Source organism: Streptomyces sp. NPDC048506, from assembly GCF_040651315.1.
Taxonomy (GTDB): domain Bacteria; phylum Actinomycetota; class Actinomycetes; order Streptomycetales; family Streptomycetaceae; genus Streptomyces.
This window is the reverse complement of record NZ_JBEZIX010000002.1, coordinates 156,937-179,613: the sequence shown is the minus strand read 5'-3', so window position 1 is coordinate 179,613 and position 22,677 is coordinate 156,937. Positions and strand designations below refer to the sequence as shown.

Here is a 22,677-nt window from a genome sequence, read left to right as displayed (position 1 = left end):
CCTGGCGGGCGGCGGGGTCAGCCCGCGGGCGCCTCCGTGAGGATCTGGTCCAGGACGGCCTCCAGCATGTCGCAGACCTCTTCCTCACCGAGCGGCACCAGGCGGTCCGTACGGTCCAGGAACGCGACCAGCGGCGCCGCGCTCACCCGGAACAGGGCACGTTCGGCGCCCACTTGAAGGCTGATGAAGACATCACTGAGGTGCTCGGAGGAGACCGGCTCGATCCGCACATCGCCCTCACCGGACGGCCGGCTCAGCCCGTCCAGCAGCAACTCCCGGCCGAACGCCCAGGTAACGGGCGCATCGCCGGGCAGATCGAAGGTGAGCCGGACGGCGTACGGATCGGTGCTGGCGAAGTTCAGCTCCACCGGGATCCGGAACGCGAGCTCCTCCGAGACGACGAAGCTCATGATCACTTCTGCCTGAACTGTGTCGGTCATCAACCACTGCCCCGCACTTGATCAGAGATGGCCGGGTGCATCCCCCATAGCCCTGTGGACGCCATCGTGTGCCACCGGCCGACAGATCACAAGGAGTGAGTTTTCAGATACTGATAGAGAAGGCGAGTGTCGTTAGTGCCGTCTCCGCCATTTTCCGTAGTCGTTCCGTAACGGATCGCAATCGATGCAGTTCATGGGAGGGAAGTGACACTCCCAGCGTCGCAGCGGCCGCCCCGACCTGGATGGGAATGGCCGAACACACCGTGCCGAGGGCATATTCCTGGCGTTCAACGGCCACCTGACCGCGACGCACCGTGTCCAGGCGGTGCAGCAGATCGCCCTCGGTCCGCATGGAGAAGGGCGTTATCGACTGGACGGGGTACCGCGACAGGTGTTCCTTCCTTGATGCCTCGTCAAGCTGCGCGAGCAGACACTGCCCGATCGCATGAGCATGCGCGGTGGTACGAAAGTCGGCCCATTCCTCCACCGGCGGCCGCTCCGGGTCGTCGGTGACCGCCACCATCTCCACCTCGCCCTCGCGGTAGACGGCGAAGTAGACGGCGGCATCCAGCTTCCGACCGGCCACCGCCAGCGCTTCGGAGGCATGGGCCCGCTGCCGGCGTCGGTCCCCGGCCCGGCCGATGGCCTCGGCCGCCTCACCGAAGACGAAGACACCGTTCTCGCGCTGTAGATAGCCCTCGTGCGTCAGGGTCCGCAGCAGGTGGTAGGTCGTCGGCAGCGGCAGTCCGGTTTCTCTGGCGAGTTGCTTGGCCGGCGCGCCATCGGCGTGCGCGGCCACCGCCTCCAACAGTCGCAGTGCCCGCTGCACCGACCCGATCAAGGTGGGATGAGAGGCGGATTCGCCATTCGCCATTGCCAACGCCAATCCCCAGGTCCGCTCGCCGTGGGGCACGGGGCCCCGGTCGCGGGACCCACTCCCGCGACCGCGCGTCTCCCAGGCCCCCGCGATGACGCCCGACCCCGCCCAGGGCATGCTCGGGATTTTCCGGAAACGCCACCATCCGGAAGACGTCTGCGGTCCGCACTCTAGCTCCGGCGATCCGGGCAGCAGGCCGAAAGCGGGAGGAGTTAACCCGCCAGGTGCACCCGGCCGCGAGAGTGGACGGAACCGTCGGGGCAGGCGTTCGGCCTACCAGTCGCTCTTCGACGAGGACGACGACGAACCGCTGATCCTGCGGACGAGGTAGACGACCCCGGCGATCAGGGCCGCTGCGATCAGGATCTTGAACAGCAGGCCGATCAGGATGCCGAACGCGGTGGCGATCATTCCTCCGAAGACCACGATCAGGACGATCGGCACGACGACCCAGGTGACCCACCACGGAAGCCCTGCGAGTATCCCCTTACCAGCCACTGCTCTGCCCTGCTTTCTTTCTGTCGCGATGTCTGTGTCGGTGTCTGTACCGCGCTATCTGTCCATTGCGCTCTCTGTCACACCGATGGCACCGGCCACGGACGACGCTGGCGCCCCGCCGCCTCCGGCTGTCCCATCACCAACGATGCTAGGGCCCGGAACACGGCCGTGGGGGCTTCACAGCCCCGGTGATTCCCTGACCCGTCCCCTACGGGTTCCAGGCCCTTCCCTTAGCTCTCAGGAGGAGAGAAGACCACCATGACCCTGAGGTCCTCGCTGATGTGATGGAACTTGTGCGGCACCCCGGCCGGCACATAGACCACGCTGCCGCGGGCCACCGCCTCCGTCTCCGTCCCCACCGTGATCGCCCCCCGGCCGCTGACCACGAAGTACACCTCGTCCTGGCGGTGCGGCTGCTGCGGATCGACGCTGCCGGCGTCCAGTGCGTACAGCCCGACCGACATGTTGCGCTCCCTGATGAACTGGAGGTACGCGCCCTCGTTCGCCACCCGCTCCGCTTCCAGTTCATCCAGTCGGAAAGCCTTCATGCCGTTCGCACCCCTAGAAGTTTCAGACTCGTCTGCGACGATCTCACCATGAAGCATTTTCTGGTCAAGACGATCGCCAACGCCGCGGCGCTTGCCGTGGCCATCTGGCTGCTCAAGGACATCACGCTGACCGGTGAGAACACCGGCCGGAAGGTACTGACGCTGGTTCTCGTCGCGCTGATCTTCGGGTTGGTCAACTTCCTGGTCAAGCCCGTGGTGAAGCTACTGTCGTTCCCCCTCTTCATCCTCACGCTCGGCCTGATCACACTGGTCGTGAACGCGCTGATGCTGCTGCTGACTTCCTGGCTCGCCGGCAGGGCCGACCTCGCCTTCCATGTGAACGGCTTCTGGACGGCGCTGCTCGGCGGCGTGATCATCTCCATCGTCTCGTGGGCGATGCATGTGATCCTTCCCGACGAGGACTGAGCCTTGACCGACCCGTTCCGCATCTGCTTCGTCTGCACCGGCAACATCTGTCGGTCGCCGATGGCGGAGTCCGTCTTCCGCGCCCGCCTGACGGAGGACGGACTCGACGGCCTGGTCGACGTGGACAGCGCAGGAACCGGTGGCTGGCACGAGGGCGACGGAGCCGACCCGCGCACGGTCGCCGTGCTGCGCGCGGGCGGCTACCCCTCCGCCCACACCGCCCGGCAGTTCCGCACCTCCTGGTTCGACCGCCTCGACCTGGTCATCGCGCTCGACTCCGGTCATCTGCGCGAGCTGCGCCGGCTGGCCCGCACCGCACAGGACGCCGCCAAGGTCCGGCTGCTGCGCTCGTACGCGGCCGACTCCGTGGCGGACGACCTCGACGTACCCGATCCGTACTACGGCGGTTTCGAGGACTTCGAGGAGTGCCTGGAGCAGATCGAGGAGGCCTGCGACGGTCTGCTGACGGCGGTCCGCGCCGCGATCACGGCCCGTACCGTGGTCCCGGCCCGCGCCCCCGAGCACGATCACGACCGGCACGGCACCCGGGCCGCGCACCACCCGCAGGGCAAGGAGGGCGCATGACGGGCGACGGCACCCGCGTCGTACGAGCCGGGCTTCCGGAGCCCGACGCCTACCAGCCGCCCCTCCCCGGGCCGGTGTTCGCGGCCCACTTCCACCTCCCCGGCGACGCCGTCGGCCCCTACACCTACGGCCGGGACGCCAACCCCACCTGGACCCTTCTGGAACGGGCCATCGGCGAACTGGAGTCACCGGACGACAGCGCCCACACCATCGCCTTCGCCTCCGGTATGGCGGCGATCAGCGCCGTCCTCTTCTCCCAGCTGCGCTCCGGCGACGCGGTGGTCCTGCCCAGCGACGGCTACCAGCTCCTGCCGGCCGTCCGCAGCCGGTTGGAGAGCTACGGCATCGAGGTGCGTACGGCGCCCACCGCCGGCGATGCACAGCTCGACTTGCTGGACGGCGCCCGGCTGCTGTGGATCGAGACGCCCTCCAACCCCGGACTCGACGTCTGCGACATCCGGCGGCTGGCCGATGCGGCGCACCGCCGCGGCGCGCTGGTCGCCGTCGACAACACCCTCGCCACCCCACTCGGCCAACGCCCTCTCGACCTGGGCGCGGACTTCTCGGTCGCCAGCGGCACCAAGGCACTGACCGGCCACGGCGATGTCCTGCTGGGATACGCGACCACCCGCGATCCCGCGCTGGCCGACTCCGTACGACTGTGGCGCAAGACCGTGGGCGCGATCCCCGGGCCGATGGAGAGCTGGCTGGCGCACCGCTCGCTCGCGACCCTCGCGCTCCGCGTCCGCCAGCAGTCGGCCGGTGCGCTCGCGCTGGCGACGGCGCTGGCAGACCGCCCCGAGGTCTCGGATCTGCGCCACCCCGGACTGCCGTCCGACCCGTCCCACCAACTCGCCGCCCGGCAGATGCGCCCCGGCCGCTTCGGCTCCGTGGTGTCCTTCACGCTGCCGGACAAGGCGTTCGCGGAGCGATTCCTCTCCGCTCTCACCCTCGTCGACGACGCCACGAGCTTCGGGGGCGTCCGGTCCAGCGCCGAGCGGCGCGCCCGCTGGGGCGGTGACGCCGTGCCCGAGGGCTTCGTCCGCTTCTCGGTCGGCGTCGAGGAGCCGGAGGACCTGATCGCGGATGTGATCCGCGCACTGGACGTGGCCGCAACTTCCTGAGCGCGGCTGGCCGGCAGGGTATCCCCCCTCGTCACCCTGCCGGCCGCGGTTCCGCGTGGCACTCGTCCACATGTTTCACGTGAAACCATGTGTTCCACGTGAAACGAACCGCTCGAACAAGGCTAGTTGACTGAGCGTCAGTGTCCAATCACGCTAGCAACACAGCCCTATCGACAAATTTATAGTTGGCCCGCGACCAGGCTTCCCAGCGGCGCAGGAGGTACGCAATGGATCTGGCTCTGCTGCGCACCTTCGTCACAGTGCACCGGGCCGGCTCCTTCACCCGCGCCGCGGCGTTACTCGGTCTCTCCCAACCCGCGGTGACCAGCCAGATCCGGGCGCTGGAACGGCAGTTGGGCCGCCCGCTCTTCCTCCGCTACGCCCGTGGCGTCACCCCCACCACGATCGGCGATGAACTCGCCCACAAAGTGGCGCCCCACCTGGACGCGCTCACCGAGATCACCGAGGCCGGCCTGGACCGCGATTCGGTCACCCGCACCGTCCACCTCGCCGGGCCCCCCGAGTTCCTGTCCGAGCGCGCACTCCCCGCGCTGACCCCGCTGATCGCCCAGGGCCTGTCCCTCCGCACCGCGTTCGGCTCCGCGGACGACCTCCTGACCGGCCTGGCCGCCGGTCACCACGACCTGACCGTCACCACCACCCGGCCACGCGGCGGGCTGCTCACCGCCACCCCGCTGTGCGACGAGGAACACGTGCTGATCGCCACGCCGCGCTGGGCGGCCCAGTTGGGCGGCCCGGCGATGGTGCAGGCCGGAGGCGTCCGCGTACTGGACCCGGTACCGCTCGTCGAGGTGCACGAGAGCCTGCCGCTGATCGCCCGCTACTGGTCCACGGTCTTCGACGCCAAGCCCGCGGCCTCCGCCGCCATCATCGCGGCCGACCTGCGGGCGGTGCTGACCTGCGTCGCGGCCGGTGCGGGGCTCGCCGTACTGCCCCGCTATCTGTGCGCCGACGCGCTGGCCTGCGGTGAGGTCGTCGCCCTGCTCGACCCGCCGGTACCCCCGCTGCGCACGTACTTCCTCGCCGTACGGACCGGCACGCTCGGTCTGCCGCATATCGCCCGGGCGCACGAGTGGCTGCTGCGCTCCGCCGTCGACTGGTGACGACGGGGCAGGGGTTTCACCAGGGCCTGGGTGCGGCATCTGTCGACTATGACCGTACGGCCAGTCGTCAAACGCACCGCCCGCGCGATCCTGCTCGACGGCGCGGATCTCGTTCTGATCAAGCGCACCAAACCGGGCCGAGCCCCGTACTGGATCACTCCCGGCGGCGGGGTCGAGCCCGAGGACGCCACCGTCATCGACGCCCTCCACCGTGAGCTGGACGAAGAGCTGGGCGCGAAGATCAAGGACGTGGTACCGGTCTTCGTCGACACCGTCGAGCACTTCAGCGACGGCGGGGTGGACGGCGTGAAGGTGCAGCACTTCTTCGTCTGCCGACTCGACTCGATGGACCCCGCACGCCGCCACGGACCCGAGGTCGACGAGCCCTGCGGGGACTACGAGATCGTGCGGGTGCCCTTTACCCGCGTCGGCATCGCCTCCGTCGAGGTCGTACCGCTGTCCCTGCGGCACTACCTGGACGGCAACATCGAGGGCGTACGGGCGATGCACGCCCCCGATCTGGGCTGAGGCCCCCGGTCTGGGCCGAGCGGCCGGACGGACCGCAGCGCGACAGCGCGGGACGGGCGCCGTGTCAGCGCGGGACGGGCGCCGTGTCAGCGCGGGACGGGCGCCGTGTCAGCGCGAAACGGCGCTCGCAAGCGCGAGACGGATCGCGGCGGCGCACGACGGTCCGCGTCAGTCGTCGCGCCGGTCGAACCACCCGCGGAATTCCGGCTCGTCCTCTGCGGGCCGGCGCGGCTGGGCGCGCGCCAACACCCGCTCCACCCGGTCGAGGAACTCCGCATTCAGCCCCTCGACCACGTCCCCCCGACCCCGGTCGCGCGGCCGGGCGCGGTACGCCGCTCCGGACCGCGGGTCCCGGGAGGCGGCGGCCGGTGCCGGCGTCCGGTGCGGCAGGTCCTCCGAGTGCTCGTGCGGCCCGCCCCGCAGGAGCTCGTCCTTGCGCTCGGTGCGCCGGAAGGGCTGCCGCTCACCCGCCTCGGCCGCGGCACCGAAGTAGTCGCCGCCCTTGCGCTTAAAGTCGTCCGTGCCCCAGGCCCGGGCGCCGCGCTGCTGCGCGGGGACCTTCTGTAGATGCGGAATGTGCTTGGCGCAGTGGATGTACGCCTCCTCGACCTCGACCGTGACCCACAGCTGGGCCCTCCGGCCCGGTATCGGGTCGACCGGCAGGTAGGGGTGTTCGGCCCGCATCTCCTCGTCCATCACGACCCGCGCCCGTCCGTTGACGTGCAGACCGATCCGGTCGCGAGTGAAGTCGATCATCAGGAGGCCCAGGCGCGGGTTCTCCGAGATGTTGCCGACGGACGCCATGACACCGTTGCCGCGGTACTCCGGGTACGCCAGGGTCCGTTCCCCGAGCACCTGGAGGAACCCGGGCGGGCCGGCCCGGAACGTCGAGTCGCACTCACCGTGCCGGTCGGCGGTGGCCAGGAAGAACATCTCCTGACGGGCCACGAACTCCTGCATGCGGGCGTTGAGGTGGTCCAGCACCTGATCCGCGTAGAACCGGTCGGCACGCTGCGTGGTGCCGAGGCGCTGCTGCACCAAGTGCTCGCCGTCGCTTCCAGGACGCTCCTGCCGAGGCATGTCCTGCCCCTCCCCTGTCGGCCCGTGTTCGCCCTGTGCTGCCAAGACCTCAATCTCCTGCCGCGACCAGCTCTTCGATGGAGTCATGCCGTATGCGGTCGGTCGGGATGCCGACCCCTACCAAAGCGTCCACACCGCTGCGGATCAACCCGGGCGGCCCGGAAAGATAGGCGTCGTACTCGCGGAACGGTCCGTGTTGCCGTACTGCGTCCGGAAGTTGCCCGGTTTCGAGGGTGGTCGTGCCGCGGGCCGTGGGTCCGGTGGCGACGACCGGGCGCACGGAGAGCCAGGGGTGGGACTGCTCCAGGCGCAGCATGGTGTCGAGGTCGTAGAGGTCATGGCCGCTGCGGGCGCCGTAGAAGACGTCGACCGGGCGCCGGACGCCGTGTTCCGCGACGTCCTCGACGAGGGCCTTGATGGGCGCGATGCCGGTACCGCCGCCGACGCACAGCAGGCCGTTGCGGGTGGAGTGGTCGACGGTCATCGAGCCGGCCGGCGCACCGAGCCTGATGACGTCACCGGGACGGGCGCGGTGGACCATGGCGTTGGAGACCCAGCCGGCCGGGACCGCCTTGACGTGGAACGACAGCAGACCGTCCGAACGCGGCGCGGCGGCGAAGGAGTAGTGCCGCCAGACCCGCGGCCACCAGGGCGTCTCGATGCTGGTGTACTGCCCGGCGAGGAACGGGTAGGGCTGGTCGGGGCGGACCGTGACCACGGCGATGTCGGGCGTCCGTAGCTCGTGCGAGACGACCTCGGCCTGCCACCAGGCCGGCGCCACGGCCTCGTTCTCGGCCGCCGCGTCGATCATGATCTGGGAGATCGCGGTGTAGGCGCGCACCCATGCGGCCTCGGTCTCCGGCTCCCAACTCGACGTCGCATAGCGTGCGAGCGCGTTGAGCAGGCATTCGCCGACGGCCGGGTAATGGTCGGGCAGGGTGCCGTACTTGCGGTGGCCACGACCGAGGTTCGCGAGGTACGCGGTGAGGATGTCGGCGTCGTCGACGTGCTGGGCGGCGGTGAGCAGCGCCTTGAACAGCCGGTCACGCTGGGTGTCCATCGAGGCGGGGAAGAGCGCCCGCAGATCGGGGTGCTGGACGAACAGCAGCGCGTAGAAGTACGAGGTGACCTTGTCGGCCACCGGCTCGATGTCCGCCATCGTGCGACGGATGAGGATCGCGTCGGGCGAGGCGGGGGCCGCGGAGGCGGCCGAAGCCTTCACGGCTTCGAGCGAGGGCTCCGGCGCGGGAGCGGCCGGGGGCGGCTTGGGGGCGAAGACGGAGGAGGCCGGGGCGGGCGCGGGGGCAGCCGCGGTCGGGGCCTGGGGCGGGGTCTGAGCTTGGGGCTGAGCTTGGGTTTGGGGTTGAGCTTGGGCTCGGGGCTGGGGCTGAGCTTGGGCTTGATGCTGGGGCTGGAACGCGTTCGGAGCCGGGGCCGGGCCCATGTTCGGGGCCGGAGCCACGTTCGGGGCCGTCGGCGATGCGCCGGTGGGGGCGCCGAGGGGGTGTGCCGATTCGTGTACGGGCTCGGGCTCACGGCTCGGCGGTACGTAGGGAGAGAAGGGATCGGCATAGCCGGAGGGCGCTGCGGGCTGCTCGGCCGATGCCGTGGGCCGGCGGTCCGTCTCGCGGTGGGGCTGCGGAACCTGCGGCTCCGCCTCGCGCTCACGCTCAGCCGCGGTGCCTACTGGCCGAATCGGGTTGACCGGCCGGCTGGGTATCCGCTCCCGGCCTGGCCATTCGACCCGTTCGCCCCGTTCACCCTGTTCATACGCTTCGCGTCGTCCGTACTGGTCATTCGGCTCGCCGGTGCCTCTTCGCTCGCTGTGCTCGTTGCGCGCACTCCGGTCGCTCGACTCGGTCCGACCGTCCGGATCCTGGCGGCCCTGAACGTCATGTCGCTCCTGCTGTTCCTCGGAGGACTTCTTTGCCGGCGGAGTGAACCAACCCCAATCGCCGCTGCTGCCGCCAGAAGAGCCGCCGTCGGCCGACGTGGTGGTCGGAGCGTCCATGGTCTGCCTCGCCTCGAACGTCTTACGGTTGTCTTCGCACTTCCGTGGATCGGAACTGCCCGGAATTCCCCCGCCCTGCCCCGGAATTCTTAATCAACTCAAGCGATCCCGGCAACATACCCCAAAGCGGACAAATCTCACTCCGCCGCAACAATGCGGAGCAGATGCCGCGTCAGCAGCATGCCACCCCAGCCCATCACAACGGACAAACAGTCGGAAGTCCGGGTGTCACGGACCGCTTCGCCGCTAGGCTGACGAGCTTTGCCCGCTACTTCGCGACCCGCGCAACCTCTCACATCCGCCAAGCCGGACTCGACCATACCGGCAGTAGTTGAAACCACAAGACCTGATCTTGGAACACTCCGCGCGACCCTTCCGATTTCGGTGATCCTGCCCACAGAGGGCAATTTCACTGGATACAGCGGGTGATTCCCTCGCAGAATGCTCGGAATTACCGGCCGGTACGGACCAGTTCATATGCCTCGCGCAGATCACGTCCCAAGTACGCATATGAGGCCAGGTCACTGACGTGGTGATCAGCATTCACGGCCACGGACCGGGGGACCGCTGCGAACAGCTCGGTGTCCGACCGGGAGTCGCCGTACGCCACACAGTCGGCCCGGGTAAGTCCGTACTGCACACAGAGTTCATCCGCGACCCGCAGCTTGGCGGCCGACGTGAGGATGCCGGCCGCCTCGACCGGCCGCCGGATCGGCACCGCGGGCCAGCGCGAACCGTGCGCGGCGTCGGCTCCCCAGTCCAGCAGCCGCTCGACGAAGAAACAGGGCGACAGGGATATCACGGCGCACCGTTCACCACGCGCCCGGATATCCGCCCATACCTCACGAATTCCTGCCAGCCAGGGCGCACCGTCGAAGGCCGCCGCCACATGGCACTCAGTCAGCTCGGCGGCCCACAGGTCGCACGCCCGCTGTGCGTATTGCAGCGGCGTCAGCTCCTCCGCCACGAACCCGCGCTCCAGCTCGGCGATCTCCCGCTCCAACCCGAGCTGTCGGGAGATCTCCACTGCGGCAGCGGACCCGTGGAGCAGGGTCCCGTCCATGTCGAACAGATGCAGCGTGCCCATGAAGCGGAGCCTATGGGGTGCTCGCAACGTCCCGTGGGCGTCCGCCGGATCAAGGCCGAAATGACCACGGTGGGGAGGGGACTCGGCAGAGGGACTCAGCGATAGGGGACTCGGCGGTAGGGGGGCGAAGAGGGACACGGGAGTGGAGGCGAAGAGGGAGAGGGGGAGAGGGAGGGGAGGGGGAGAGGGGCGCTCATGGCTGGGAAGACGCGGCGTTCGGGCCGTACTCAAGGGCGCGTATCCGCGGATACTCCCGCCGGCAGATGTACGGTGCGGCGCCGGCCGCGACCGTGGATCCATGCAGCAGCTCAACCGTCCCGTCCGCCGGGCCCTCCTCGTCGTCCATGTCGCCGTCTCCGTCAGCTGGCTCGGCCTGACCCTCGGGCTGCTGACACTCAGCATCACCGGCTATACGACCGGCTCCCCCGGCATGGCAGCGGTCGCCTATCGCGCAATGAAGATCTTCAGCGACTGGCTGGTCCTCCCGCTCGCCCTGGTCACGTTGGTCAGCGGGCTGGTGCTGTCGCTCGGGACCCCATGGGGCCTGGCCAGGCACCGCTGGGTCTACACCAAGTTCTGGCTGACGGTCGTCACCGTGCTCCTGTCGGTCCTTGCGCTTCGTCCGGGCATCGACGACCTGGCGGCCGAGGCGGCGACCGGCGCTCCGGCCCCCGACATCAATCTCCTCGTCGCACCCTCCGTCGCCACGGCCACGTACCTCTTCCTCACCGCGATCTCCGTCCTCAAGCCCTGGGGGCTGACCAGGCGCGGCCGCCGACTGCGCGAGGCACAATCGGCCGAGGCCCGCGCACACCGGACGCAAAAGAGCGGCCAGGACGGCGCGGGCGCCCGGAACGACGGCGCGGGCGCCCGGGACCCTGGCGCGGGCGTCCGGGACCCTGGCGCGGGCGTCCGCTAGGAAGACCTCGCCAAGAGGGCGGGGGAGCACCTCGGCCAGCGCGTACGGAACGCAACCGGCAGCGGGCCTTCGTCAGGCGAGCCCCGCCTCCGCTATCGCCGCGGCGACGATCTGGTGGTCCTGTTCGGGAGCACCGCCGCCGAAGCCGACCGCACCGATCAGTCGACCGTCCCGGTGGAGCGGCACACCGCCCGCGAGGAACAGCAGCGGCCGGTCCAGCGCCGTGGGCAGCGTGTGGAAGAGCCCGTCAGGCCGTACGAGGTCGACGAGGTCGGCGGTCGGCGCGTCCAACTGGAGTGCGGTGTACGCCTTGCGGGTGCTGGTCTCCCCCGAGATCAGCACGGCCTCGTCGTCCCGCCGGAAGCCGATCAGCTGCCCGCCCGCATCCAGAACGGTGACGCTGCCGCGCACACCGAGGGCTTCGGCGGCCCGCACGGTGCCCTGGATGAGGCCGTCGGCGTCGCGGGTGGTGAGGGGGCGGACAGTCGGGGTGACGGTGGAGGTCGCAGCGGGCGTCGGGGTGGAGGTGGTGGTGGTCATGAGGGGTGTCCTTCAGGGGTTGTGGTGCTGTTCGCGCCAGCGGCGCGAGGGAACTCAGGGGAACTCAGGTGTCGTGCAGGTCATGGACCTCTGGTCCATCAGCCTTGAGCCCTGGTCCGTCAGTCCTTCAGTCCTGATCCGTCAGTTCTGGACTGCCGGTACGGGCTCGTCGACGGCGGTGACGGGTCCACCCGCGGCCACCACAGAGCCGCGCTCCTTCTGACGCCGCTCCAGGGCGGAGGCGAATATCGCCACGGCGAGCGCCGCTACCGTCATCAGCGCACCGACCCAGTTGGGCGCCGTGTAGCCGAGGCCGGAGGCGATGACGATCCCGCCGAGCCAAGCGGCCAGCGCATTGCCGAAGTTGAAGGCCGCGATGTTCCCGGCCGAGGCGAGGGTGGGCGCCGACGCTGCCTGGTCCATCACCCGCTTCTGTAGCGGCGGCACGGTCGCAAATCCGAAGGTGCCGATCAGCGCGATGGTGATGGTCGCGCCGAGCTTGTCGTGGGCGGTGAAGGTGAAGGCGGCCAGCGAGAGTGCCAGACCGGTCAGCGACACATAGAGCATCGGCATCATGGCGCGGTCGGTGAAACGGCCGGAGACCAGGTTCCCGATGACCATGCCGAGTCCGAAGACGGCCGTCAGCCAGATGACGGAGGACGACGCGAAGCCGGTGACCTCGGTCATCATCGAGGCGAGGTAGGTGACGGCGGCGAAGACACCGCCGAAGCCGAGGATCGTCATCAGCATCGCCAGGCCGACCTGCGGGTTGCGGAAGACCGCGAGCTCGCTGCCCATCGGGGCCGCCGCCCTCGCCCGCTGCGCCGGGACCAGTTTGACGATGCCGAGCAGGCCGATCAGACCGAGCGCGGTGATGGCGTAGAACGTGGTGCGCCAGCCGAACTGCTGGCTGAGCATCGTGCCGGCCGGTACGCCCACGACATTGGCGATGGTCAGACCGCTGAACATCAGCGAGATGGCGGTGGCCCGCTTCTGTGGCGCGACCAGATCGGCAGCCACGAGGGCTCCGATGCCGAAGAACGCACCGTGCGTGAAGGCGGCGACCACGCGGCCGGCCAGCATGATCCAGAAGTTGGGCGCCACGCCTGTGAGCAGGTTGCCCACGATGAACAGGCCCATCAGCAGCATCAGCATCTGCTTGCGCGTGAAACGCGTACCGAGGGCCGTCATCAGCGGGGCGCCGACGACCACGCCGAGGGCGTAGATGGTCGTCGCGTACCCCGCGAGCGGGATGGAGATGCCGAAGCCGGCTGCCATGTCGGGCAGCAGGCCCATGACCGCGAACTCGGTCGTTCCGATCCCGAAGGCACCGATGGCAAGCGCCAGGAGTGCGAGAGGCATGACGGATCCCTTCGATAATTGCGTCCGTCGCTTACGAGCGTCCACAATAATTGCAGACGCCGACTAAATGCAAGCGCGGGATATTTCGATGGTGTCCTATCCTGGTTGGTGCGCCCCTTGAGGAGGTCTTCGATGACGCAGCAGACGCGCGAGAAGCGGGAACCGCAGAAGCGGTCCGCGGCCGCACAGCCGGCGGCCTCGGCCGGGCCCAGCTGCCCGCCGGCACCCGCGCCCGGGCTCGCCCAGGGCTGGTGCGCGCTCTCCGCCCTGCACGGCCGCATCGAGTCGCACATCGAACGCGCGCTCCAGGCGCAGCACGACCTCAGCGTCCGTGAGTTCTCGGTCCTCAACGTGCTCAGCGAGCAGCACGACGGCCCGGGTGGCCACCTGCGGATGCACCAGGTCGCGGACGCCGTCGTCCTCAGCCAGAGCGCCACCACGCGCCTGGTCACCCGGCTCGAAGACCGCGGACTGCTCTCGCGCTACCTGTGCCCCGACGACCGCCGCGGCATTTACACGGACGTCACGGCCGAGGGAATCGCGCTCCTGGTGGAGGCCCGGCCCACGCACGACGGTGCGCTGTGCGAGGCCCTCCAGGACGCCGCACAGCGCCCCGAGCTGGCCCCGCTGGTCACCGCCGTCGAAGCGCTCGCACCGACAGAACGCTGACCGGCGGGGGAGAGGCCGGCGGGCAGGCCGCGGTAGGTCCAAACCGGCCGTCTGCCCGCCGTCTCCCCAAGAGCGCGGCATAGGGTCGCGCCCATGAGCGACATCGAGATACGCCACGCCACCGAAGCCGACCTGCCCGCCATCGTCGCCATGCTGGCCGACGACCCGTTGGGCGCCGCCCGCGAGACGCCGGACGACCTGGCTCCGTATCGGACCGCGTACGAGGCACTGGCCGCCGATCCGCAGCAACACCTGATCGTGGCCGTACGCGAGGGGCGGACGATCGGCACCCTCCAGCTCACGGTCATCCCCGGTCTGTCCCGGCGCGGCGCCGTCCGCTCGATCATCGAGGGCGTACGGATCCACCGCGATGAGCGCGGCAGCGGCCTGGGCAGCCAGCTCGTCGAGTGGGCGGTCGCGGAGTCCCGCGCCCTCGGCTGCCAGATGGTGCAGCTCACCTCCGACGCGACCCGGGTCGATGCCCACCGCTTCTACGAGCGCCTCGGGTTCGAGGCCTCCCACCTGGGCTTCAAGCTCATGCTCTGACGGGTCCGGCGTCCGCCCGCCGTGCGCGCCCGCGCGCCCGGTGGGCCTTCTGCCGACAGGCACCGCCGCAGTACCGCGCGGGCCGCCCGGTGCGCGCCGCCGCGACCGCCGCGCCGCACACCTCACATCGAGTTTCGTTACTCTTTACGCCACCGGTCGGGAGTTTCGTTACGGCCGATCGCGTCCGCAGCGCATCGCACACCAGCGCCGTCATCCGCCCTTCCGCGCCCCCCTCGGACTCCGGCCCCCTTCCGGCCCGTTCCATCGCCAGACAGCCCACCAGCAGCGCCCTGAGGTCCGTTATCCCGACGTCCTTCCGCACCTCGCCGGCCTGTTGGGCCCTGATGAGCAGGGCCTCCAGGGCATCGTCGAAGTCCTTCCCCACGCCCGGCGACGGCTCGAAACGCCCTGCTCCGGCCGCTTCCAACGCGTCACACAACGCCTTGTTCCGTGACGCGAGCCGCACCACGGAGGACAGGAAGCGGAAGAACACCCCGCCGGGGTCCTCGACATCGACCAAGTCCCTTGCGGTATCGGTGAACAGCTCGATCCGCTCCACGATCGCGGCCCTGAACAGGGCTTCCTTGGAAGGGAAATGGCGGTAGACGGTCCCCGCCCCGACCCCGGCACGGCGTGCGATCTCCCCGAGGGGAACGCCCAACCCCTGTTCCTCGAAAGCGGATCGGGCCGCTTGGAGCACCAGAGCCCTGTTGCGCCGCGCATCCGCACGCGCGGGCGCACCACCGCCCTCCATCACCGTCGGGCCTCCTGAAACACATGGACATCCGGATCGCGCGCTCCGGAAATATCAACCGGGTCGCTCATTCCGATTCTATGGGAGGGTCCGAACATGATCGTTGAGGGCTTGTGAGTGGCTACGAGCGGCGCAACGGGCGAACAGGGCGATGCGGTGGCCACCGGCTGCCGGCGGCCACCGGACCGTATGCGCGCGCACCCGCGATGCCACGAGGCTCGAGGACCGAGGACCGAGGACCGAGGGCCGAGAACCGGGGCCCGCGCCCTGGACACGGCCGGCGCTGACGTACAAACCGTCGACGTGACCAGCCCCGCGACGCTGAAGCCCGCGCTCGGCGTACGTACGGCGTCTTCAGCGTCCAGCCTGCCTCCGGGGCTCCCGATGCGCCACCGGACCACTTCCCTGGCGGCACCGGATCGCGGCCGGCCGCGCCACTGCGCGTGGGAGGTGTCTTCCCGATCTCCGTAGGCCTGCGACGCCCAGCACCGCGCAGGTCCCTCAACTCCGGTTCATGCACACAGAGTTCTGGGGCCGTGTTTCACGTGAAACACGGCCCCAGAAGCAGCAGGAACGCCTTAGCGCGCGACGACCGCATCCCATGCCGCGCCCGCCGCCACCGCCGCGCCCTCGGCGTCGACGGCCACACCCAACGCGCGCAGCCCGCCCGCCAGGGCATCCAGCGACGCCGTGACCACGGCCCGGTCGGCGGCACGGCCGTAGTGGTTCACCCGGATCATCTCCTTGGCCAGCGTGCCGGCCGCGGCCTGCACCGGAACCGTTGCGTCCACCGTGAGCGCGGCGGTCACGATCTCCCGGGCGTCGACTCCCTCGGGGGCCCGGAGCGTCGTCGCGGCCGGCGCCGCGTCCTGATCACGCGCAACGTACGGGGCGAGCCCACCCAGTGCCCGCACACCGGCCCGGGTCGCCGCGGCCGCCGCCCGGTGCCGGGTGATGACCGCGTCCAGCCCCTCGGCGTCGATACGGTCCACCGCCTGCTCCAGGGCGAGCATCTCCAGCTGCGCCGGGGCATGCGGCAGCGCGGTGCGACCACCGTCGATCCAGCGCTCCTTCCAGTCCAGCAGCGAGAGGTACGAGCGGCGCGGAGCCTGCTCATTGACGGCGATCCGCTCCCACGCCCGAGCGCTGACCGAGGCCACGGACACGCCGGCCGGCCCCGCCATCGCCTTCTGCCCGCCGATGACGCACAGGTCCACGCCCCACTCATCGGTGAGCAGCGGCTCGGCGCCCACCGAAGCGACCGCGTCCAGCATCAGCAGCGCGCCGTGCTCGCGCACCACGGCGCCGATCTCGGCGACGGGGTTGGTGTTGCCGGTGGCGGCTTCGGCGTGCACCAGGCTGACGAAGTCGATCTGCGGGTGCTCCCGCAGCGCCTCCGCCACCTGCTGCGGGTCCACCGCACCGGTGAACGGCGCGCTGATGGTGACCACCTCCGCACCGCAGGACCGCAGCCAGCCGCCGAAGGTCTCGCCGTACGGGCCGGTGATGATGTTGAGCGCGGTGCTGCCCGGCCGCACGGCGGAGCGGATGCAGGCCTCCAGCGGCAGCAGCGCCTCGCCCTGCATCGCCACGACATCGCAACGGGTGCGCATCAGCGCGGCAACCTTGTCCTCGATCCGCGCGAACTGGGCCGCGGTGAGCGGCGCCAGGTCGAGCAGGTTCGGGGCGGTGGATTTCGCGGTCGGGTCAGACACAGCAGTCACAGGGCCTTCCAGCGGTAGCGAGCCGCCTCGACGCGGCTCCTGACGTCTGGCTCCGACTGTACGTGCGTCGACCTCGCCCGCACCGTACGGCCCCGGCGCCCCTCGGTGCGGGCAGTCTCACACCCGCCAGCCTTCCGGATCCACCCCGCCGGGCACCGGGTCCGACGGCTCGTACGGCCCGCGGGTGAACACGAAGGTGCCGAGGTCCAGATGGCTGACCGCACCGTCCCGGTCCCGCACCACCCGCAGCGTCTCGCCCGCGTAATAGCCGTCCAACCCCGTCCAGGTGCCGTCCTCCTCGGCCCGGAAGCGGGAGGCCCGCCCCGACCGTGACAGGGGTGCGAGCTCCAGCCCGCGCTCGGCCCGCAACCGCAGCACATGGGGTTTCGCGCCCCAGTACCAGGGGCCGGTCAGCGCCAGCAGCTCCGGATCCAACGGTCCGGGCAGCGGGCGCCAGGGCTCCGGGATCCGGGGCTCGTGCTCGGCCACGATCCCGGCGAGATCGGCCGCAACGGCCGGGACGTCCGGCCCCGACGTGCAGTTGGCGAGGACGATGCCGGCCACGTCCTCCTCGGTGTCGGTCCACAGCGCCGCCAGGAACCCGGGCATCGACCCGGTGTGCCCGACCAGCGTGCGCCCCGCACGACGTGCCAGCTGAAGCCCCAGCCCGAACCCCGCATCCCACCCGCCCGCTTCCGGCGGTACGGCCGGCGTCCGCATCTCGGCCAGGCTCGTCGCGCTCAACACCCGCTCATCGCCCCGCAGCAGGAACCCCGCCCACCGGCACAGGTCCTCCAGCGTCGACCACAACTGCCCCGCCGGACCCATCAGCCCGGTGTCCTGGGCGGGTTCGGGCAGCATCGCATCGGCCCAGGGATGCACCGCCCAGCCACCCGCGTGCGGCATCTGCGGATGCAGCGTCGTACGGCCCATGCCCAGCGGTGCCAGCACCTCGCGCCGTAGCGCCTCGTACCACGGCGTACCGCCCCGCAGGCGTTCGACCAGCGCACCGAGCAGCGCATAGCCGGGGTTGGAGTAGTGGTGCCGCCGCCCGGCGGGGAGCCGCTGCGGCCGGGCGTCGAAGAGATCGGCGGGCTCCGGCCGCAGTTCCCCCGAGGTCCGCTCCCACCACGGGCCCCGGGTCTCCGCCGCCAACCCTGAGCTGTGGGAGAGCAGTTGGGCGACCGTCGCATGCGGCACCGGTGTGTCCTCCAGATGTCTGCCGACCGGGTCCGCCAGTTGCAGCAACCCCTCGTCCCGGAGTCTCAGCACCATCACGGCGATGAAGGTCTTGGTGATCGACCCGATCCGGTACTGCACATCGGCGTGCGGCACTTCCCCTTCGACCGAACTTCGCGCCCCGGTCCACACGGCCCGCCCACCGCGGACCACCGCACCCACCATCGAGGGCGCCCGCCCCTCGGCCTGTCCGACGGCCAACCTGCGCAGCAGCGCCCGCCGTGTCTGGGGCAGCAGCTCCGCGAACGCCTCGCAGGTGTCGAGCGGCACCCGGGCACGGCCGTCCGTGCCGGTCCCACTCCCCTCGGCCTCGTACGACTCCGCGGACTCGGTGATGGTCATGGCGCTCCTCAACGACAGATCCGAACCAGCCGCTCCAGCCGGTCCAGGGACGGCGACCAGCTTCGCCCTTCCTGCCCCGCCGTTCCAGCCCGGCCGCCCGTCCGGCGCCTCGCCGCGTCAGCGCGGCACCACCGCCTCGATCAGCGCCCCCAGCTCGGCCTGTTCGTCCTCAGGAAGCCAGCGGGCCGCATGCACCATGTGCAGCGCGGCCCGCAGCCGCATCCGATCCTCGTCCGTCCCCAGGTAGCCGAGGTAGGCCGGGAGGGTCAGCCCCAGCGCCTTGAGCTCGGACCGGGCGCACCACCGCGACAGCAGCTCTCGCACCCGTCCCTCGACCGTCTCGTCGAGAGCCCACGTCGTCGCTGCCCCTTGATCCGGCACGGTCCCACCGGCCGCAGGAGCCGTGCCCCTCAGGCCCTCCGCAATCGCGAAGCGGTTCCAGTCGCCGTACGGGCCGTCGGGCACGTCGCCCACCCGCTGCGCGGCGCGCAGGAAGTAGTCATGCGCCAGGGCGGACCGGCCGAGACTGCGGTGGGCGTGGGCCATGTTCAGGTACAGCGACGGATAGAAGGTCTGCACCCGCTCGTCCCCCACCCGGTCGGCCCGGTCCAGGCACTCCTGGTTCCAACGCAGCGTCTCCTTGGGCGAGTTCTGATGCCGCGCGAGATAGTGCGCGGCGATACATGCCTCGTAGTCGTCGACCGCCCTGTCCCACGCCTGTTGGAAGAGCCCGAGCGCCAGCTCTGCCCGCCCCTCCGCCTCGGCCTGCATGCCCCACACGCACAACTGCACCACAGGCAATTCCGGATCCACCGGTGCGCTCCCCTCGTCAGCCATCCGTCGTCAGTCCTCGCCCCTCTGCACCGGCATCACCAGCGTCGTAAAACTTCCTTGGTCGGCGGAGCGGACCACCACGGGCCGGTCCACCGAGGCGATCTCCAGCAACACATCGGGCCCCACTCCGGCCTCCAGCACGGGCACAAGTACCGCCGGATCGAAGCTGATGCGCAGCCCCGGCCCCGTGCGAATCACCGGGAGGCGGACGGGTTCTCGCCCTCCCCCCGACACCTCCACCACCTGGTCGGCCGCGGGCCTCAGCCTGGTTTCACGTGAAACACCACGCGCTGTTTCACGTGAAACGTCGACCGCTGTTTCACGTGAAACCACGTCCTCGCTCCGACTACCGGCGCCAGCACCCACCCCGCCGCCCGCAGCGACCGACAACAACACCGCCCCCGCCCGCCCGGTCACGGCATCCCGCAGCCCCACCCGGTCGACGATGATCCGGTGGCGAACGGTCTCCAAGCCCTCCAGCACCAGCCGGTAGTCCGGAAACGCCTCCGGCCCGGAACCGTCGGCGAGGCCGCCCACCGCCTCGCGGCAGTCCCCCTCGCTCCGCAGCCGAACCCCCTCGACGCCCCCTCGGCACTCCACCTCGACCGTGTCCTGCCGTACGGCCCACTCCGCCAGGCTCCGCGCCGTATCCGCGGCGATCAGCACCTGCCGTGGCCCACCGTCGAACTCCGACGGCCGCAGTACGCGCACCGCCAACCGATAGCGATCCGTGGCCACCCAGCGCACCTCTCCCTCGCCGAGTTCGAGCAGGACGCAGCCCAGCACCGGAAACTCCTCCTGTGCCGCTCCGGTCGCGGCCGCAGGGGCCACCTGGCGTACCGCACTGGCGAGTTCGGCCCCGCCCACTCGCGCCCGCGCCCCGTTGCCGGGGTGCTCCGCGTCGCCGGCCACCTCGCCCAGGAGCCCCGCGACCACCGCCCGCGCCTCGTCCGCCGCGCGCCGCGTCCGCTCCAGATGCGCCTGTAGCGTGCGGCGCGCCGCATCTGCCGGTCCGTCCAGCACGACCGCGACATCCACCAGCGGCAGCCCCGCCTCCCGCAGCCGCCGCAGCCGCACCGCCCGCGCCGTCTGCCCCGCCCCGTATCGCCGGTACCCCGTCACGGCGTCCACCCGAGCCGGCCGCAGCACCCCGCAGTCGTCGTAGAACCGCAGGGCGCTCGGTGTCAGGCCCACCCGCCGCGCGAACGCACCGATGCCCAACAGGTCTTCGCTGTCGTCCATGGCTGCGATTGTGGAGTTTCAACCAGGCTGAAGGTCAAAGCCGCCCGGGCCGGGCAGCGCCGGCAGGACCGGACCCGGCGGGCGGCACCGCCTCAGGCGGTCAGCGCCGTTGCCGCGCTGCGGAAGGTGCGTCGATAGGTCTGTGGTGACACCCCCACCGCGCTGTGCAGATGCTGGCGCAGCGAGGTCCCGGTTCCGAAGCCCGCGTGATGGGCGACGAGGTCGATCGACCAGTCCGTCGTTTCCAGCAGGTGGCGGGCGCGTTCGATGCGCTGGCCGGCGAGCCACTGGCCGGGGCTCATACCGACCTCGTCGCGGAACCGCCGGGTGAGGGTCCGCACGCTGACACGAGCGTGCGTGGCCAGCGAAGCCAGACTGAGGGGCTCGTCGAGGCGCTCCAGCGCCCAGGCCCGGGTGGCCGCGGTACCGCCCGTCGACGGCTCGGGAACGGGCTGCCGGATGAACTGCGCCTGACCACCGTCCCGCCAGGGCGGCACCACACACGAGCGGGCCACCTCGTTGGCGATCGCGCTCCCGTGGTCCCGGCGCACGATGTGCACGCACAGATCCACTCCGGCGGCAGCTCCGGCGGAGGTGAGGACGTCTCCGTCGTCGACGAACAGCACGTTGGGGTCGACCCGGACGGTGGTGAACAGCTGCTGCAACCGGGCGGCCTCCTGCCAGTGCGTGGTGGCCGGACGGTGATCGAGCAGCCCGGCGGCGGCCAGGGCGAAGGCGCCGGTACAGATGGCCACCATCCGCGTCCCGGGCTGCACGTGGCCCAGCGCCGTCCGCAGGTCGTCGGAGAGGTGGCCGTCCTCGCGGATCGCCTGTAGCGCATGCGACGGGGGGATGACGACGGTGTCCATGCCGGCGAGCACGGAGGCGTCCTCGGCGACAGCGATCTCGTAGTCGGCTTCGGCGCGTACCGGGCGCCCGTCCACACTGCACGTCACGACGGAGTAGAGCGGCTCCCCCGCGACACTGCGCGCGGCACCGAAGATCCGGGCGGGGATCCCCAGCTCAAAGGGGATGACACCGTCCAACGCGAGGACACCGACGTGATGCATGACCCGATTCTTTCAAACGTTGGCCATCAGGACACCGCCAGACGCTCCCCCGCCAGTGAAAGCTGGCGGCATTCCGGGAAACGCACCCGTCCGGCAGGTCGTGCGGCGCCCGGCCACCGCTTTCCGTACGAAGGAGTCGCCATGTCCCAGACCCCGGTCCCGCAGATGCGTGCCATCAGCCAGGACACCGCGGGAGGCCCCGAGGTCCTGAAAATGATCACGACCGACCGGCCCGTGCCCGGCCCGACCGAGATCCTGGTCCGGGTGCATGCGGCGGGCGTCAATCCCGTCGACTGGAAGACGCGCGCCCGAGGCACGCTCGTCAACGGCGCCACTCCGCCGTTCACCCCGGGCTTCGACGTGTCCGGTGTGGTGGAGGCGGTCGGCGCCGGGGTGACGCTCTTCGAGCCGGGCGACCGGGTCTTCGGCATGCCGCGCTTCCCGCACCCCGCCGGCGCCTACGCCGAGTACGTCACCGCTCCGACGCGCCACTTCGCGCCGCTTCCGGCGGGCCTGGACCACGTCCAGGGCGCCGCGCTACCGCTGGCGGCGCTGACCGCCTGGCAGGCGCTGGTCGACACCGCGGACATCCAGCCCGGCGCCCGCGTGCTGGTCCATGCAGCGGCCGGCGGGGTCGGCCATCTAGCCGTACAGATCGCCAAGGCCCGCGGCGCGTACGTCATCGGCACCGCTCGGGAGGCCAAGCACGAGTTCCTGCGCGGCCTCGGTGCCGATGAACTCGTCGACTACACCCAGCAGGACTTCGCGGAGGCGGTGCGCGAGGTCGATGTCGTCCTCGACACCATCGGCGGCGACTACTGGGCGCGTTCACTGTGCACGCTGCGCCCGGGAGGCACGCTGGTCTCCATCGTGCCTCCCGACGACGAATTCCCGTCGGCCCAGGCGCGCGAGGCACAGGTCCGTGCGGTGTTCGTGCTGGTGGAGCCCGACCACTCCGGGCTGCGGGCGGTCTCCGAGCTGGTGGACGAGGGAAAGCTGCGGGTCGCCGTCGATACCGTGCTGCCGCTCGACGAGGCGGCGAAGGCGCACGCCCTCGGCGAGACCGACCGCACCACGGGCAAGATCGTCCTCACGGTCGCGCCCTGAC

The 22,677-nt window shown here is 70.6% G+C and carries 24 protein-coding genes; 9 read left to right on the top strand and 15 right to left on the bottom strand.

Annotated elements, in window-relative coordinates; translation table 11 throughout:
* Positions 1 to 17: 17 nt before the first annotated feature.
* The 4 genes from AB0C96_RS02235 to AB0C96_RS02220 all read right to left on the bottom strand — a co-directional run bounded on the left by AB0C96_RS02235 (position 18) and on the right by AB0C96_RS02220 (position 2,363).
* Positions 18 to 440: an SsgA family sporulation/cell division regulator gene (locus tag AB0C96_RS02235; protein WP_362912750.1), complete on the bottom strand. Its 423-nt coding sequence runs from the start codon at positions 438 to 440 to the stop codon at positions 18 to 20.
* 103 nt (positions 441 to 543) lie between these two features.
* Entirely contained in the window at positions 544 to 1,314 is a 771-nt protein-coding gene (locus tag AB0C96_RS02230) for a helix-turn-helix domain-containing protein (RefSeq protein WP_362912748.1), read from the bottom strand.
* A 276-nt stretch (positions 1,315 to 1,590) separates the two neighbouring features.
* Complete coding sequence (locus tag AB0C96_RS02225; protein WP_362912746.1) at positions 1,591 to 1,815, bottom strand: DUF5326 family protein; 225 nt, start codon at positions 1,813 to 1,815, stop codon at positions 1,591 to 1,593.
* A gap of 230 nt (positions 1,816 to 2,045) precedes the next feature.
* Complete coding sequence (locus AB0C96_RS02220; protein ID WP_362912744.1) at positions 2,046 to 2,363, bottom strand: cupin domain-containing protein; 318 nt, start codon at positions 2,361 to 2,363, stop codon at positions 2,046 to 2,048.
* A gap of 48 nt (positions 2,364 to 2,411) precedes the next feature.
* On the opposite strand from AB0C96_RS02220, the gene AB0C96_RS02215 reads away from it, so the two are divergent.
* From AB0C96_RS02215 to AB0C96_RS02195, 5 genes are all read left to right on the top strand, one after another.
* The gene (locus tag AB0C96_RS02215) at positions 2,412 to 2,789 is read left to right on the top strand and encodes a phage holin family protein (protein ID WP_362912742.1); all 378 of its coding nucleotides are present in this window, start codon (positions 2,412 to 2,414) and stop codon (positions 2,787 to 2,789) included.
* Positions 2,790 to 2,792: 3 nt separating this feature from the next.
* Positions 2,793 to 3,374 carry a low molecular weight protein-tyrosine-phosphatase gene (locus tag AB0C96_RS02210; RefSeq protein ID WP_362912740.1) on the top strand — a complete coding sequence of 194 codons (582 nt, stop codon included), beginning with the start codon at positions 2,793 to 2,795 and terminating at the stop codon, positions 3,372 to 3,374.
* Positions 3,371 to 4,498 carry a cystathionine gamma-lyase gene (locus AB0C96_RS02205; RefSeq protein ID WP_362912738.1) on the top strand — a complete coding sequence of 376 codons (1,128 nt, stop codon included), beginning with the start codon at positions 3,371 to 3,373 and terminating at the stop codon, positions 4,496 to 4,498. Before AB0C96_RS02210 ends, AB0C96_RS02205 begins: the two co-directional genes overlap by 4 nt.
* Before the next feature lie 227 nt (positions 4,499 to 4,725).
* A complete protein-coding gene (locus AB0C96_RS02200; protein WP_362912736.1) occupies positions 4,726 to 5,622 on the top strand; it encodes a LysR family transcriptional regulator in 897 nt (298 codons plus the stop codon).
* A 48-nt stretch (positions 5,623 to 5,670) separates the two neighbouring features.
* Positions 5,671 to 6,150, top strand: a complete 480-nt coding sequence (locus AB0C96_RS02195; protein ID WP_362912734.1) for an NUDIX hydrolase — start codon at positions 5,671 to 5,673, stop codon at positions 6,148 to 6,150.
* 168 nt (positions 6,151 to 6,318) lie between these two features.
* Here the strand turns inward: AB0C96_RS02195 and AB0C96_RS02190 are convergent, their stop codons facing one another.
* From AB0C96_RS02190 to AB0C96_RS02180, 3 genes are all read right to left on the bottom strand, one after another.
* The gene (locus AB0C96_RS02190; RefSeq protein WP_362912733.1) at positions 6,319 to 7,230 is read right to left on the bottom strand and encodes a pyridoxamine 5'-phosphate oxidase family protein; all 912 of its coding nucleotides are present in this window, start codon (positions 7,228 to 7,230) and stop codon (positions 6,319 to 6,321) included.
* Positions 7,231 to 7,279: 49 nt separating this feature from the next.
* On the bottom strand, positions 7,280 to 9,241 hold the full coding sequence (locus AB0C96_RS02185; protein WP_362912731.1) for a globin domain-containing protein: 1,962 nt from the start codon (positions 9,239 to 9,241) through the stop codon (positions 7,280 to 7,282).
* 451 nt (positions 9,242 to 9,692) lie between these two features.
* Positions 9,693 to 10,328 carry an HAD-IB family phosphatase gene (locus AB0C96_RS02180; RefSeq protein WP_362912729.1) on the bottom strand — a complete coding sequence of 212 codons (636 nt, stop codon included), beginning with the start codon at positions 10,326 to 10,328 and terminating at the stop codon, positions 9,693 to 9,695.
* A 298-nt stretch (positions 10,329 to 10,626) separates the two neighbouring features.
* On the opposite strand from AB0C96_RS02180, the gene AB0C96_RS02175 reads away from it, so the two are divergent.
* Positions 10,627 to 11,247: a DUF2269 domain-containing protein gene (locus AB0C96_RS02175; protein WP_362912727.1), complete on the top strand. Its 621-nt coding sequence runs from the start codon at positions 10,627 to 10,629 to the stop codon at positions 11,245 to 11,247.
* Between the two features lie 72 nt (positions 11,248 to 11,319).
* On the opposite strand, the gene AB0C96_RS02170 is transcribed toward AB0C96_RS02175, so the two are convergent.
* Together AB0C96_RS02170 and AB0C96_RS02165 are read right to left on the bottom strand one after the other, a co-directional pair.
* The gene (locus AB0C96_RS02170; RefSeq protein WP_362912725.1) at positions 11,320 to 11,787 is read right to left on the bottom strand and encodes a heme-binding protein; all 468 of its coding nucleotides are present in this window, start codon (positions 11,785 to 11,787) and stop codon (positions 11,320 to 11,322) included.
* Positions 11,788 to 11,928: 141 nt separating this feature from the next.
* On the bottom strand, positions 11,929 to 13,149 hold the full coding sequence (locus AB0C96_RS02165) for an MFS transporter (RefSeq protein ID WP_362912723.1): 1,221 nt from the start codon (positions 13,147 to 13,149) through the stop codon (positions 11,929 to 11,931).
* A gap of 132 nt (positions 13,150 to 13,281) precedes the next feature.
* On the opposite strand from AB0C96_RS02165, the gene AB0C96_RS02160 reads away from it, so the two are divergent.
* Positions 13,282 to 13,818, top strand: a complete 537-nt coding sequence (locus tag AB0C96_RS02160) for a MarR family transcriptional regulator (protein ID WP_362912721.1) — start codon at positions 13,282 to 13,284, stop codon at positions 13,816 to 13,818.
* A 93-nt stretch (positions 13,819 to 13,911) separates the two neighbouring features.
* Entirely contained in the window at positions 13,912 to 14,364 is a 453-nt protein-coding gene (locus tag AB0C96_RS02155) for a GNAT family N-acetyltransferase (RefSeq protein WP_362912719.1), read from the top strand.
* Here the strand turns inward: AB0C96_RS02155 and AB0C96_RS02150 are convergent.
* The 6 genes from AB0C96_RS02150 to AB0C96_RS02125 all read right to left on the bottom strand — a co-directional run bounded on the left by AB0C96_RS02150 (position 14,354) and on the right by AB0C96_RS02125 (position 21,569).
* Complete coding sequence (locus AB0C96_RS02150; protein WP_362912910.1) at positions 14,354 to 15,118, bottom strand: helix-turn-helix domain-containing protein; 765 nt, start codon at positions 15,116 to 15,118, stop codon at positions 14,354 to 14,356. The two genes, AB0C96_RS02155 and AB0C96_RS02150, sit on opposite strands and share 11 nt — an antisense overlap.
* Positions 15,119 to 15,696: 578 nt before the next feature.
* Positions 15,697 to 16,842 carry an aminotransferase class V-fold PLP-dependent enzyme gene (locus AB0C96_RS02145; RefSeq protein ID WP_362912717.1) on the bottom strand — a complete coding sequence of 382 codons (1,146 nt, stop codon included), beginning with the start codon at positions 16,840 to 16,842 and terminating at the stop codon, positions 15,697 to 15,699.
* 117 nt (positions 16,843 to 16,959) lie between these two features.
* Positions 16,960 to 18,423: a serine hydrolase domain-containing protein gene (locus tag AB0C96_RS02140; protein WP_362912716.1), complete on the bottom strand. Its 1,464-nt coding sequence runs from the start codon at positions 18,421 to 18,423 to the stop codon at positions 16,960 to 16,962.
* Positions 18,424 to 18,540: 117 nt separating this feature from the next.
* Positions 18,541 to 19,260 (bottom strand): hypothetical protein, encoded by a 720-nt coding sequence (locus tag AB0C96_RS02135; RefSeq protein WP_362912714.1) that lies wholly within the window; start codon positions 19,258 to 19,260, stop codon positions 18,541 to 18,543.
* A gap of 6 nt (positions 19,261 to 19,266) precedes the next feature.
* Positions 19,267 to 20,499, bottom strand: a complete 1,233-nt coding sequence (locus AB0C96_RS02130) for a MerR family transcriptional regulator (RefSeq protein ID WP_362912712.1) — start codon at positions 20,497 to 20,499, stop codon at positions 19,267 to 19,269.
* A 92-nt stretch (positions 20,500 to 20,591) separates the two neighbouring features.
* On the bottom strand, positions 20,592 to 21,569 hold the full coding sequence (locus AB0C96_RS02125; RefSeq protein ID WP_362912710.1) for a helix-turn-helix domain-containing protein: 978 nt from the start codon (positions 21,567 to 21,569) through the stop codon (positions 20,592 to 20,594).
* A 141-nt stretch (positions 21,570 to 21,710) separates the two neighbouring features.
* On the opposite strand from AB0C96_RS02125, the gene AB0C96_RS02120 reads away from it, so the two are divergent.
* Positions 21,711 to 22,676, top strand: coding sequence for an NADP-dependent oxidoreductase (locus tag AB0C96_RS02120; RefSeq protein WP_362912708.1), 966 nt, complete (start codon positions 21,711 to 21,713; stop codon positions 22,674 to 22,676).
* Position 22,677 lies beyond the last annotated feature (1 nt).